A 12,970-nucleotide genomic window follows, 5' to 3' on the forward strand; every position below is an offset into this window, starting at 1 on the left:
GCCGCAGGCCACTGCGGCCGTGACGGTGTTCAGCGTGGCGCCCTTGATGGACGCGTTGTTGTGTTCAGCAATAACGAGTACCGACATTTAGATCACCTTCGCTTCGTTCTTGAGTTTCTCGACCAGGGCGGCCACRTCSGCCACCTTGAYGCCTGCGCCGCGYTTGGCGGGTTCGGTCACCTTGAGGGTCTTCAGGCGCGGGGTCACGTCCACGCCGAGGTCTTCGGGCTTGACGGTGTCCAGCTGCTTCTTCTTGGCCTTCATGATGTTGGGCAAGGTGACGTAGCGGGGTTCGTTCAGGCGCAGGTCGGTGGTGATGACGGCGGGCAGTGTCAGGGCCAGGGTTTCCAGGCCGCCGTCGACTTCGCGGGTCACGCTGACCTTGTCGGCAGCCAGTTCGACCTTGTTGGCGAACGTGGCCTGGGGCAGGTCGGCCAGGGCCGCCAGCATCTGGCCGGTCTGGTTGGCGTCGTCGTCGATGGCTTGCTTGCCCAGGATGATGAGACCGGGCTGCTCTTTGTCCACCAGGGCCTTCAAGAGCTTGGCCACGGCCAGGGGCTGCAGTTCGGCATCGGTCTCCGGGTTTCCAGGCCGCCGTCGACTTCGCGGGTCACGCTGACCTTGTCGGCAGCCAGTTCGACCTTGTTGGCGAACGTGGCCTGGGGCAGGTCGGCCAGGGCCGCCAGCATCTGGCCGGTCTGGTTGGCGTCGTCGTCGATGGCTTGTTTGCCCAGGATCACTAGGCCCGGTTGTTCTTTGTCCACCAGGGCCTTCAAGAGCTTGGCCACAGCCAGAGGCTGCAGTTCGGCATCGGTCTCGACCAGGATGGCGCGGTCGGCGCCGATGGCCATGGCAGTGCGCAGGGTTTCCTGGCATTGGGCYACGCCGCAGGAAACAGCGATGACTTCGGTCACCAGGCCTTTTTCTTTCAGGCGCACGGCCTCTTCRACGGCGATTTCGTCAAAGGGGTTCATGCTCATCTTCACGTTGGCGATGTCCACACCCGTGTTGTCCGACTTCACGCGGACCTTCACGTTGTAGTCCACCNGATTTCGTCAAAGGGGTTCATGCTCATCTTCACGTTGGCGATGTCCACACCCGTGTTGTCCGACTTCACGCGGACCTTCACGTTGTAGTCCACCACGCGTTTCACGGGAACGAGGATCTTCATGGTTGGGTCTTTCTGAAAAAACAGGAAATCAATCAGTGCGACAGCGTGCGGTGCAGGTCGCGCAGCTCGCGCTTGAGCACCTTGCCGATGGCGCTGCGCGGCAGCTCGTCGATGAAATGCAGTGCGGCCAGCCGCTGTGTTTTGCCCGCCCGGGCGTTGTACCAACCCATGATCTGGGCGGCGTCTTCGGTGGCGCCCGGTCGGCGGCACACAAAGGCCACTGGCGTCTCGCCCCACTGTTCAGAGGGCACGCCGGTCACGGCCACGTCCTCCACGGCGGGGTGCTTGCGCAGCTCGGCTTCGAGGTCGCTGGGGTAGATGTTGAAGCCGCCGCTGATGACCATGTCCTTGCGGCGGTCCAGCAGGGTCAGAAATCCCTGCGCGTCAAACCGGCCCACGTCGCCTGTGCGGATGAAGCGCTTGCCGGTGGCGTCAAACCACTCGGCCTCGCGCGTCTTGTCGGGTTGCCGGTGGTAGCCGGTCATCATGCCGGGCGAGTGGCCCACCACCTCGCCGGTGGTACCGGGCGGCAACTCGTTTCCTTCTTCATCGATCAGGCGGATGTCACTGGTGGAGGCCGGCTGGCCCACGGTGTGCAGCTTGTCCGGGTGCTCGTGCGCCGCCAGGATGCAGGTGCCGCCCCCTTCGGTCATGCCGTAGAACTCGTACAGCGCGCCCGGCCAGCGCGCCAGGATGTCGGCCTTCAGCTCGGCGCGGAATGGCGCGCTGGTGCAGAACTTGGCGCGAAAGGACGACAGGTCGAACTCACCAAACTGCGGCAGCGCCATGATGCGCTGGTACTGCACCGGCACCAGCATCGAATGCGTGGCGCGGATCTGCTGCGCGGTCTGCAGGTAACGCAGTGCATCGAACTTTGGCATCAGCCGCACGCTGCCGCCCCAGCACAGGCCGGGGAAGAACGACACCAGCGTGGTGTTGGAATACAGCGGCGTCGCCAGCAGCGTGACGCTGTCTGGGCCGTAGCCCTGCGCCAGGCCGCGCACCAGATGCGCCCAGCGCATGCCGTGCGATTGCACGATGCCCTTGGGGTTGCCGGTGGTGCCAGAGGAATAAATGATGTTGAACGGGTGCTCGGGGCCCACGTCCACCGGCTGCGGCACCGCGCCTTCAGGGGCAAGCCACTCGATCCACGGCGTGCCCGCACCCGCGTCGTCCAGCGCCACGAGCGGCAGCGCACCGGCGCCTTCTATCACGGCAGGCGGTACCGCCGCCCTGCCCTGCGCATCGGCAAACAGCAGGCGCGCCTGCGCATCGCCCAGCATGGACGCCATGGCCTCAGGCGTGACGGACGGCGCCAGCGGTGCCACCACCACACCTGCACGCAGGGCGCCCAGGTACGCAGCGGCATAACGCACCGACGACGCGGCACACACGGCCACCACATCGCCCGACTGCAGGCCGGCCTGCTGCAACGATGCGGCCACGCGGTCCACCAGGGCATCGAGCGCGGCCCAGCCCAGCGCAGAGTCGTCATCGGCCAAGGCATTGGCCTGCGGGCGCTGCTGCGCGTTGTCACGCAGCAGATCGGAGACCCGGCGGAACGGGGGAAAAGGGGCAGAAGCAGTGGTGTTGGTCATGGCCCAACTTACTCGAACGTGATGCCCTTGTCGCGGATCACCTGGCCCCACTTGGCGTAATCGCCACGCACGCGCTTGGCCATCTGGTCCGGGCCCTGGTAGTTGGCGATGGCACCGGCGTTGAGCAGCTTGTCCTGCACTTCCTTGTCGGCCAGGATGGCCTTGACTTCGGTGCTGATGCGATCGACCACCTCCTTGGGCGTACCGGGCGGGGCCATCAGGCCGCCCCACGACACGGCATCAAAGCCCTTGAAGCCCTGCTCGGCAATGGTGGGCACATTGGGGATAACGCCCACGCGCTGCGGCGAACCCACCGCAATCGCACGCAGCTTGCCCGTCTGGATATGGGGCAGCGCCGCCACGAGGTCGGCATACATCATGGGCACCTGGCCGCCCAGCGTGTCGGTGATGGCGGGCACACCGCCCTTGTAGGGCACATGCTCCATCTCAAATTGGCCCAACTGCTTGAGCAGCTCCATGCTCAGGTGGCCAAAGCTGCCCACACCCGACGAGGTGTAGTTGAGCTGCCCCGGCCGCGCCTTGGCGTGGGTGATGAGCTTTTGCAGATCAGTCACGGTGGGCATCTGCGCCGGGTTGACCACTACCACGATGGGCAGGTCGTACACCGTGGCCACGGAGACGAAATCCTTGGTGGTGTCGTAGCCCGCCTTTCTGTACAGGTGCGGCGCCAGCAGCGTGGGCGTGGCCAGCATCATGAGCGTGTAGCCGTCGCCAGGGGTCTTGGCGATCTGCTGCGCGGCAATCGAGCCCGACGCACCCGCTCGGTTCTCCACCACCACGGGCTGCTTCAGGCGCTCGGCCAGCTTCTGGCCGACGATGCGCGAGGCCGTGTCGGTGGGGCCGCCCGCCGGGAAGGGCACCACGAGCTTGATCATCTTGTTGGGCCAGGCCTGGGCGTGTACCGGGGCAGTGCCCAGCAGGCCCATGGCCGACACTGCAGCAGCGGCGAACAGCACGGCGCGACGCGAAAACGCAGCGGGGAAAAGGGATGGTTTGTTCATGGCGAAAACGTCTTGTCTTTCAGGGGTCCTTAGCGCTGCGTAGGCCCACACCGTCCGAAACTGGCGAGGCCGAAGCGAGAGCAGCCGCGCAAGGGCCGCCCTGCCGCGCTGGCTGCGTCCCCGTGCCCGCATGGCGCAGCCGTGTGAGAGCGGGGGGAAGCCGCGCAGCGGCTCAGGGGGGTGTTAATCGAGCTTCGCGCCAGAGACCTTCACCACCCGCTCCCACACCGGTGCGTCCTTCTTGAACTGCGCGTTGAACTGCTCGGGGCTGCTACCCACGGGAATGAAGCCCATCTGCTGGATGCGCTCGCGCACCTCGGGCATCGCGATCACGGCCTGCAGCTCGGCGCCGAGCCGGGCCACCACTTCGGGCGGCGTCTTGGCAGGTGCGCTCATGCCCACCCAGCCCGTCACCTGGAAGACCTCGTCCTTGATACCCTGCTCGGCCATAGTGGCCACTTTGGGCAGTGCGTCCATGCGCTGCGCGCCGGTCACGGCCAGTGGCTTGAGACGGCCCGATTCGATGTACGGCCGGGCCGACTGCAGGCTGGCAAACGCCATCTGGAACTGCCCGCCCACAAGGTCCTGCAGCATGGGGGCCTCGCCCTTGTAGGCCACATGGTTCATGTCGGCCTTGTGCTTGTCGGACAGCCATGCACCCGCCAGGTGAGCGTACGAACCCATGCCCCACGAGCCATAGGCGATCTTGCCCTTGTTGCGGTCGATGTAGGCCATCAGTTCCGACGCGTTGTTGACCGGCAGCTGCGGGTTGACCAGCAGCACCACCGGCGCCAGCGCGATCTGCGTGATGAGGGCCTGGTCCTTTTGCGGCTGGTAAGGCAGACGGTCGTACAGGAACTGGTTGATGAGCATAGTGGTGCCCAGGGACACCAGCAGGGTGTAGCCGTCGGCCGGCGACTTGAGCGCCTGGTCGGTGCCAGTCACCCCGCCGGCTCCGCCGCGGTTGTCCACCAGCACAGGCTGGCCCAGACGGGCCGAGAGCTTCTCGCCCAGCGTGCGGGCGGTAATGTCCGTGGCGCCGCCCGCCTGGTACGGCACGATCAGCTTGATGGGCTTGGCAGGCCAAGCCTGCGCATGGGCTGCCGACATCATGCCGGGGACAGCCAAGGGGGCCAGGGCAGCCACGGTGGCCAGGATGGCGCGGCGGGAAAGGGATCGCATGGGGGGAGTCTCCTGTCAATGTTGTTGTGGGTCGGGCAGCGTGAGCACGCCCTTGTCGCGCAGGGCCTGCAGCTCGGCCTCGGGCAGTTGCAGCAGCTGCCGCAGCACCTCGCGCGTGGCGGCGCCCAGGGTGGGCGGTGCGTTGCGGATGGGCAAGCGCTGGCCGTCCAGCCGATAAGGCGGCGCGAATACATGCGTGGTGCCCGCTACGGGGTGGGGCATTTCCTGCAGCAGGCCGCCGCGGCGCGTGCGCTCGCTGGTCAGCGCCTCATGCAGGCCGGCCACGCGGCCGCAAGGGATGCCCGCAGCGGTCAGGCGTTCGAGCAGCACATCACGCGGGAAGCTGGCAATCAACGCCTTCATCTCCGGCAGCAGGGTCAGTCGATTGCGGGCACGTTCGACGTTGGTGGCAAAACGGGGGTCTTCCACGATATCCGGGCGCATCACCACCTGGCGGCAGAACTTGTCGAACTGGCTGTTGTTGCCCACGGCGATGATGAGCGGACCATCCTGCGCCTCGAACATGCCGTAGGGCACGATGGACGGGTGGGCGTTGCCGTAGCGCTGCGGGTCGTGGCCCAGCAGCATGGCGTCCAGGCCGTAGTAGCCGGTAATCATCAGGCCGCAGTCGTACAGCGCCATCTCGATGTGGCGGCCCTGGCCGGTGCGTTCCCGGCGGAACAGCGCGGCCAGCACAGCCTGCGCGGCGTACATGCCGGTCATCATGTCCACCACGGCCACGCCGAACTTCAGGGGCGGCTGGCTGGCCTCACCGTTGATGGCCATCAGCCCCGCCTCGCCCTGGATCACCAGGTCGTAGCCGGGGCGCTTGGCCTCGGGGCCGGAGCTGTCGTAGCCCGCCACCGAGCAGTAGATGAGGTCGGGTTTGATGGCCTTGAGCTGCTCGTAGCCCAGGCCCAGCTTCTCGGCGCCGCCGGTCTTGAAGTTCTGGACCACCACGTCGCACTGCGGCAGCAGGTCGCGGATGATCTTCACGCCTTCGGGCGTCTGCAAATCCACCGTGATGGACCGCTTGTTGCGGTTCATGCTGTTGTAGTAGGTGGTCTCGGTCTTGCCGATGCGCATGCCCCAGTCACGGGTGTCGTCACCCCGGCCGGGGTGTTCCACCTTGATCACGTCGGCACCAAAGTCGGCCAGCACCTGGCCGCACAGCGGCCCGGCAAACACGCGCGAAAGGTCGAGTACGCGCACGCCTTCGAGCGGGAAGTCCATGCCCTCGGGCAATGCGGGTGTGGGGGTTGTGGAGGTCATTGCGTAGTGTCTTGTGTACCCGCGCCAGCGGCATTGACCTGGCGCAGGCGGGCGAAATCGGCCGGTCGTTTTTCCAGAAACGCACCAATGCCTTCGCGGGATTCTTCGGTGGCTTGCGACTGCACCATGAGCTGTGCTTCTAGCTCCAGCTGGCCGTCCAGAGGCTGGGCATAGGCACTGCGGCACAGCGCCTTGATGCGGCCCATGGCCAGGTCCGGCCCGACGGCCACCTGCGCGGCCAATGCCAATGCCTGCGTCAGCGCCTCACCCGGTTCTGCCAGTCGGTTGACCGGGCCCAGTGCATGCAGCCGCTCGCCCGAAATGCGTTCGCCGGTGAGGCACAGCTCGGTCAGCACCTGGCGCGACACGAACTCGGCCAGGAAGGCCGTGGCGCCGCCATCGGGCGTGAGGCCCACCTTCACATAAGCCACCGAGAACACGGCATTGCGCGCAGCCACCAGCATGTCGCAGGCCAGCGCCAGCGACAGGCCCGCACCGGCCGCTGCGCCCTCCACCGCCGCAATCACCGGCTTGCGGCAAGCGCGCACGGTGCGGATCAGGTCATGCAGGCCTTCGAGCTTGGCGCGGCGCTCTTCAATGGGCAGCTCGCGGCGCTTGGCCAGCTGGCGCAAGTCACCGCCCGCACAAAAGTGCCCGCCTTCGCCGGTGAGCACGATGGCACCCACGGTGGGGTCGGCCTCGGCCTGCGCCAATGCCTCGGTCAGCGCCGCGTAGAACGCGGGCGACAGCGCATTGCGCGCCGCGGGGTTGTTGTTGGAGAGCACGAGCACCGCGCCCTCGCGGCGTTGCAGCAGAGGCAGTGGCTGCTCCATGGCTTCAGCTCCGGCCCAGCGCGATGAAGCGCGCCAGGTGGTGGTCTTCGTCGCCAAACTGGTGGTCCACCATGACGAGGCGCTTGGCGTAGTGCGACAGCGGCAGCTCCCATGTCATGCCAATGCCGCCGTGCAGTTGGATGCTTTCCTCAGCCACCAGCGCGCCGATGCGGCCCATGGTGACCTTGGCGGCCGACAGCGCGCGCTCGCGCTCGGTGCGGTCGGTGCTGTCCATCGCGGCCGCTGCGTTGATGACGGCAGAGCGCGCCTGCTCCACTTCCAGCAGCAGGTCGGCCATGCGGTGCTGCAAGGCCTGAAAGCTGCCGATGGGCACACCAAACTGCTTGCGCGTTTGCAGGTATTCCAGCGTGTGCTTCTTGGCCACATCCATGGCGCCCAGCGCCTCCGCGCACACGGCCAGAATGCCCCAGCCTACCGCGTGCTCCAGCGTCGCGTAGCCCTGCCCTTCTGCGCCCAGCAAAGCCCCTGCGCTCACCTGCACGTTCTGCAAACTGACTTCGGCCACGCGGCCACCGTCGATGCGGCCCATGCCACGGCGGCTCAGGCCTGCGGCATCAGTGGGCACCAGGAACAGCGAGATGCCGTTTTCATCGTCCACAGCGCCCGAGGTACGGGCGCTGACCAGCAGCCACTGCGCCTGGTCGCCATGCAGCACCACGGCCTTGTGGCCGGTGAGTTGCCAGCCATCGCCATGGCGCACTGCGCGGGTGGTCACGCGGTTCAGGGCGTAGTGCGCGCCGGGCTCTTCGTGCGCCAGCGCGGCGACGGTGCTGCCGTCGATGAAGCTGGCGATGTGTTCCTTTTGCGCCGCGCTGCCCGCCTGGCCCAGCGCCCGGCCCACCACCAGCGCGCTGACAAAGGGCTCCACCACCAGGCCGCCGCCCAGGGCTTCAAACACCACGGCCACATCAAAGCCTGCGCCGCCAAAGCCGCCATCGGCTTCGGGGAAGAGCGCGCCAATCGCGCCCAGCTCGGCAAAGCGAGCCCACAGCGCAGGGTCCGTGCCGGTGTCGCCGTAGGCAATGTGGTTGCGCGTTTCGATGCCGTACTGCTCGGCCACGAAGCGGGTCAGGGTGTCCGCCAGCATGCGGCGGTCTTCGGTATGTTCAAAGTTCATCGCGGCAACCTCACAGGCCGAGAATCATCTTGGAGATGATGTTCTTCTGGATTTCATTGGAGCCGCCAAAGATCGACAGCTTGCGGTAGTTGAAGTAGTTGGCCGCAGCCGTGGCCGCCTCTTTCGGCCCCACGGGTTCATCGGCATAGCCTTCGTACTGCGCTTCTTCGATGAACGGCAGCGCGTAAGGCCCCACCGCGCGGCGGATGAGCGAGAGGATCTCCTGGCGGATTTCGGTGCCACGGATCTTGAGCATGGAGCTTTCCGCCCCCGGCACGCCGCCACCGGCCACGGCAGCAATCACGCGCAGGTTGGTGGTCTTCATGTTCTCCAGGTCAATCTCGACCTGGGCCATGCGGGCGGCAAACAGCGGGTCCTGGTCCAGCGTCTGGCCGTTCTTCATCACCTTGGCGGCCACCACCTTCAGCTTGGCCAGTGCGGCAATGCAAAAGCCCACGCCTGCGATGCCGGTGCGCTCGTAGGTCAGCAGGTACTTGGCGTACGTCCAGCCCTTGTTTTCCTCGCCCACCAGGTTTTCCACGGGCACCTTCACATCGGTGAAAAACACTTCGTTGACTTCCTTGTCGCCATCGAGCGTGCGGATGGGGCGCAGTTCCACGCCGGGCGATTTCATGTCCACCAGCAAGAAGCTGATGCCCGACTGCGCCTTGGCTTCGCGGTCGGTGCGCACCAGGCAGAAGATCATGTTGGCGTGCTGGCCCTGGGTGGTCCAGGTCTTCTGGCCGTTGACGATGTAGTGGTCGCCTTGGCGTACTGCCGTGGTCTTGACCGAAGCCAGATCCGAGCCCGCACCGGGTTCGGAGTAGCCCTGGCACCACCAGTCCTCACCACTCAGGATGCGGGGCAGCCAGTATTTTTTCTGCGCCTCGTTGCCAAACTTGATGAGCACCGGGCCCAGCATGTTCACGCCAAAGGGCACGATGCGCGGGCCACCGGCCAGGGCGCACTCGGTGTCGAAGATGAACTTCTCGACCGCGCCCCAGCCTGGGCCGCCGTAGGCCTGGGGCCAGTGGTTGGCCAGCCAGCCGCGCTCGTTGAGGATGGCGTGCCACTCATCCTGGTCGGCCTTGGACAGGCGCTGCCCGGCCTTGACCTTGGTGGCGATGCGTGCGGGCAGCTTGTCTTTCAAGAAAGCCTGCACCTCGGCGCGAAAGGCTTCTTCTTGGGGGGTGAAATTCAGGTCCATATCGGGTCGCTTGCAGTTCAGAGTTCGGTGGTGTGGCGCAAGGTCAGAAAATTTCGAAGAGGCCTGCAGCGCCCATGCCACCGGCAATGCACATCGTCACCACGCCGTACTTGGCCTTGCGGCGGCGGCCTTCGAGCAGCAGGTGGCCCACCAGGCGCGCACCGGTCATGCCAAAGGGGTGGCCAATGGCAATCGCCCCGCCGTTCACGTTCAGACGCTCGGAGGGAATGCCCAGGCGGCGCTGGCAGTACAGGGCCTGCGAGGCAAAGGCCTCGTTCATCTCCCACAGGTCAATGTCTTGCACCGTGAGGCCGTGGCGTGCCAGCAGCTTGGGCACGGCAAACACGGGGCCGATGCCCATTTCGTCGGGCTCGCAACCGGCCACGGCAAAACCACGGAAGGCACCCAGGGGCTGCAGGCCACGGCGCTCGGCCTCCTTGGCTTCCATCAGCACGCAGGCGCTGGAGCCGTCGGACAGTTGCGAGGCATTGCCTGCGGTGATGAACTGGCCGGGGCCCTTCACGGGCTCCAGCTTGGCCAGGCCCTCCAGCGTGGTGTTGGCACGGTTGCAGTTGTCGTGCGTGGCGGTCACTTCGCGGTAGGTGACCTCGCCGGTCTCCTTGTTCTTTTCCATCATGCGTGCGGCGCAGGGCACGATCTCGTCGGCAAACACCCCCGCCTGCTGTGCGGCGGCGGTGCGCTGCTGGCTTTGCAGCGAGAAGGCGTCCTGGTCTTCGCGGCTAATGCCGTAGCGGTGGGCCACGATGTCGGCCGTGTCGATCATGGCCATGAAGAGGTCGGGCTTGTGCTCTTGCAGCCAGGGGTCGATGTCTGCCGGGTTGCCTGCGCGGATGGCCGAGATGCTCTCTACCCCGCCCGCCACCATGGCAGGTACGCCTTCGGCCACGATGCGGCCCGCCGCAATCGCCACGGACTGCAGGCCCGACGCGCAAAACCGGCTGGCCACCATGCCCGCCACCGACAGGGGCAGACCCGCGCGCAGCGCCGTCTGGCGGCCAATGTTCTTGCCGGTGATGCCCTCGGGGTAGCCGCAGCCCATCACCAGGTCTTCAATCAGCTCGGGGTCGATGCCCGAGCGCTCCACGGCCGCCTTGACGGAATACGCGGCCAGCTGCGGGCCGGGCGTGGCGTTGAATTCGCCCCGGTGCGACTTGGTCAGCGGGGTGCGGGCGGTGGAAACGATGACGGCTTCACGCATGATTTGCTCCTTATTTGATAGCTTTTTGCGCTTATTGATCAAGCGCCAGAGGCCAAAATGATTTGAATTCGATGGATCCTAAAAATCGCGGCGAGAGGCGAGGTCAGCTCTTTTCAGCCTGGTTCAGGCTGTCAAAGTTGCGCCCTTCCCGCACCAGCTTTTCCAGCAAGGGCGAGGGCTTCCAGAACAGCGGGTCTTCCTTGGCGAACTCGCGGATGTCGGCCAGCACCTTGGGGAGCCCCGTCATGTCGGCCCACTTCATCGGGCCGCCCCGGTGGCGCGGAAAGCCGTAGCCCGCCACAAAGGTCACGTCCACATCCAGCGGGCGCAGGGCAATGCCTTCGTGCACCACATTGGCCCCTTCGTTGGCCATGGCGGCCATGTAGCGGCGCATGATCTCGTCGGCGGTGAAGCTGCGGGGCGTCACGCCCTTCTTGGCGCGCTCGGCCTCCACAATGGCCAGCACTTCAGGGTCGGGCTGGCCCACGCGGGCGCCATCGGGGTAGAGGTAAAAACCGCGCCCCGTCTTCTGGCCAAACCAGCCGCGCTCGCAGATGCGGTCGGCAATTTCCACGTAGCGGGCCTGGGGGTCGCGCGTCGCAGCGCGGCGCTTGCGGGTGGCCCAGCCAATGTCGCCACCGGCCAGGTCCGTCACCTGGAAGGGGCCCATGGCAAAGCCAAATCCGCGCACGGCGGCGTCGATCTCATACGGGCTGGCACCGTCTTCCAGCAGGTAGTCGGCGGCCTGCTTGTACACGGCCAGAATGCGGTTGCCGATGAAGCCGTCGCACACACCGGCGCGCACAGGCACCTTTTTCAGCTTGCGGGCCAGCTCAAACGCCTTGGACACCACATCGGGCGCCACCTTGGCGGGCACCACGATCTCCAGCAGCTTCATGATGTTGGCGGGGCTGAAGAAGTGCAGGCCGATCACGTCCTGCGGGCGGCGGGTGGCAGCGGCAATGGCGTCGATGTCGAGGTACGACGTGTTGGTGGCCAGCACGGCACCGGGCTTGCACACGCCGTCCAACTCGCGGAACACGGCTTTCTTGACCTCGATGTCTTCAAACACGGCCTCGATCACGAGGTCCACCTGGGCGATGTCGGCATAGCTGGTGCTGCCGCTGTACCGCGCCATCACGGCGGCCTTCGCGGCATCGGTCATGCGGCCTTTGGCCACCAGGCCGTTGTAGACCTTCTCGACATTGGCGCGGCCCCGGGCAATGGACTCGGCGTCGCGCTCGATCATGGTCACGGGCAGGCCCGCATCCAGCGCCGCCACGGCAATGCCCGCGCCCATGGTGCCACCACCGATGACGGCAATGCTGCCCACGGGGCGTGGCTGCGCGGCCTGTGCCTCAGGCACCTTGACCACTTCGCGCTCGGCAAAAAAGGCGTGGATGAGCCCGGCGCGTTGTGGGCTGTCCAGGCATTCCATGAACAGGGCGCGCTCGCGGGCCATGCCTTCATCAAACGGCAGTTGCAGCGCAGCCTGCACGCATTCGATGATCTTGAGGGGCGAGAACAGGCCGCGCGACTTTTTGGCGGTCTCGGTCTTCTGTGCTTCCAGCCAGGCCAGCGCGGCTTGTGGCTCGGCAATGGCGAGGTCACGCGTGCGGCGCACGGGAGCGTTGGCCGCCAGCAGTTCGTGCACATAGGCCAGGCCTGCGGCCAGCGGGTCGGTGCCTTCCACCAGTTTGTCGACCAGACCTGCCTGCAGCGCGGCCTGTGCCTTGAGGGGCTGACCACTGAGCATGAGGGTAGTGGCGGCCTGCACGCCCATCAGGCGCGGGGCGCGCTGCGTACCGCCCGAGCCGGGCAACAGGCCCAGGTTTACCTCGGGCAGGCCCAGCGTGGCAGCGGGCAAGGCCAACCGGTAGTGGGCCGACAAGGCCACCTCCAGCCCACCGCCCAGGGCCGCACCGTGCAGCACGGCCACCACGGGCTTGTTCAGGTTTTCGATGGCGCGGCAGGCCTCGGGCAGGATGGGCGCAACCGGTGGCTTGCCGAATTCGCGGATGTCCGCCCCGGCAATGAAGGCCTTGCCCGCGCCCACCAGCAGCACGGCGGCCACGTTGATGTCGGCCTGCGCCTGCTGCATGGCGGCCAAAAGGCCCTGGCGCACGGCGGCGCCCAGGGCATTGACGGGCGGGTTGTCGATGGTGACGACCAGAACATCGCCATGCAGCGCGGTCGTAACAACGGAAGATGCGGCAGCGGCGGCGTGCATACGGGGAAGTCTCCTGGTCAATGGCTGTGCCTGTTGATGACGGGGTGATTGTTGATGGGTGAAGTAATCTTGACAATTACATAGCCCATTGACAGACT

Annotated in this window: 9 protein-coding genes and 2 pseudogenes; all 11 read right to left on the bottom strand. The window is 66.2% G+C overall.

What is annotated here, in order from left to right; all coding sequences use genetic code 11:
* Positions 1–87: 87 nt before the first annotated feature.
* Positions 88–357, bottom strand: a pseudogene (locus ASD94_RS24335) (electron transfer flavoprotein subunit beta/FixA family protein); the annotation flags it as partial.
* A gap of 236 nt (positions 358–593) precedes the next feature.
* A pseudogene (locus ASD94_RS19740) lies at positions 594–1,047 on the bottom strand (electron transfer flavoprotein subunit beta/FixA family protein); the annotation flags it as partial.
* 156 nt (positions 1,048–1,203) lie between these two features.
* Complete coding sequence (locus ASD94_RS19745) at positions 1,204–2,769, bottom strand: class I adenylate-forming enzyme family protein (RefSeq protein WP_056646652.1); 1,566 nt, start codon at positions 2,767–2,769, stop codon at positions 1,204–1,206.
* Between the two features lie 8 nt (positions 2,770–2,777).
* Entirely contained in the window at positions 2,778–3,791 is a 1,014-nt protein-coding gene (locus tag ASD94_RS19750; protein ID WP_056646654.1) for a tripartite tricarboxylate transporter substrate binding protein, read from the bottom strand.
* Between the two features lie 183 nt (positions 3,792–3,974).
* On the bottom strand, positions 3,975–4,973 hold the full coding sequence (locus ASD94_RS19755; RefSeq protein WP_056646657.1) for a tripartite tricarboxylate transporter substrate binding protein: 999 nt from the start codon (positions 4,971–4,973) through the stop codon (positions 3,975–3,977).
* 15 nt (positions 4,974–4,988) lie between these two features.
* Positions 4,989–6,245 (bottom strand): CaiB/BaiF CoA-transferase family protein, encoded by a 1,257-nt coding sequence (locus ASD94_RS19760; protein WP_056646660.1) that lies wholly within the window; start codon positions 6,243–6,245, stop codon positions 4,989–4,991.
* The gene (locus tag ASD94_RS19765; protein ID WP_056646663.1) at positions 6,242–7,078 is read right to left on the bottom strand and encodes an oxepin-CoA hydrolase, alternative type; all 837 of its coding nucleotides are present in this window, start codon (positions 7,076–7,078) and stop codon (positions 6,242–6,244) included. Before ASD94_RS19765 ends, ASD94_RS19760 begins: the two co-directional genes overlap by 4 nt.
* A 4-nt stretch (positions 7,079–7,082) precedes the next feature.
* Positions 7,083–8,216 (bottom strand): acyl-CoA dehydrogenase family protein, encoded by a 1,134-nt coding sequence (locus tag ASD94_RS19770; protein ID WP_056646665.1) that lies wholly within the window; start codon positions 8,214–8,216, stop codon positions 7,083–7,085.
* A 10-nt stretch (positions 8,217–8,226) separates the two neighbouring features.
* Positions 8,227–9,423, bottom strand: coding sequence for an acyl-CoA dehydrogenase family protein (locus ASD94_RS19775; protein ID WP_056646668.1), 1,197 nt, complete (start codon positions 9,421–9,423; stop codon positions 8,227–8,229).
* 43 nt (positions 9,424–9,466) lie between these two features.
* Positions 9,467–10,642 (bottom strand): acetyl-CoA C-acyltransferase, encoded by a 1,176-nt coding sequence (locus ASD94_RS19780; protein ID WP_056646671.1) that lies wholly within the window; start codon positions 10,640–10,642, stop codon positions 9,467–9,469.
* A gap of 103 nt (positions 10,643–10,745) precedes the next feature.
* Complete coding sequence (locus ASD94_RS19785; protein WP_056646672.1) at positions 10,746–12,872, bottom strand: 3-hydroxyacyl-CoA dehydrogenase NAD-binding domain-containing protein; 2,127 nt, start codon at positions 12,870–12,872, stop codon at positions 10,746–10,748.
* Positions 12,873–12,970 lie beyond the last annotated feature (98 nt).

The sequence above is a fragment of the Acidovorax sp. Root70 genome, assembly GCF_001428225.1.
Classification (GTDB): Bacteria; Pseudomonadota; Gammaproteobacteria; order Burkholderiales; family Burkholderiaceae_C; genus Acidovorax.

Coding starts and splice junctions, on each gene's coding strand:
- ASD94_RS19775 (WP_056646668.1), bottom strand. CDS start 9,423: ATGGACCTGAATTTCACCCCCCAAGAAGAAGCCTTTCGCGCCGAGGTG.
- ASD94_RS19765 (WP_056646663.1), bottom strand. CDS start 7,078: ATGGAGCAGCCACTGCCTCTGCTGCAACGCCGCGAGGGCGCGGTGCTC.
- ASD94_RS19755 (WP_056646657.1), bottom strand. CDS start 4,973: ATGCGATCCCTTTCCCGCCGCGCCATCCTGGCCACCGTGGCTGCCCTG.
- ASD94_RS19745 (WP_056646652.1), bottom strand. CDS start 2,769: ATGACCAACACCACTGCTTCTGCCCCTTTTCCCCCGTTCCGCCGGGTC.
- ASD94_RS19770 (WP_056646665.1), bottom strand. CDS start 8,216: ATGAACTTTGAACATACCGAAGACCGCCGCATGCTGGCGGACACCCTG.
- ASD94_RS19750 (WP_056646654.1), bottom strand. CDS start 3,791: ATGAACAAACCATCCCTTTTCCCCGCTGCGTTTTCGCGTCGCGCCGTG.
- ASD94_RS19760 (WP_056646660.1), bottom strand. CDS start 6,245: ATGACCTCCACAACCCCCACACCCGCATTGCCCGAGGGCATGGACTTC.
- ASD94_RS19780 (WP_056646671.1), bottom strand. CDS start 10,642: ATGCGTGAAGCCGTCATCGTTTCCACCGCCCGCACCCCGCTGACCAAG.
- ASD94_RS19785 (WP_056646672.1), bottom strand. CDS start 12,872: ATGCACGCCGCCGCTGCCGCATCTTCCGTTGTTACGACCGCGCTGCAT.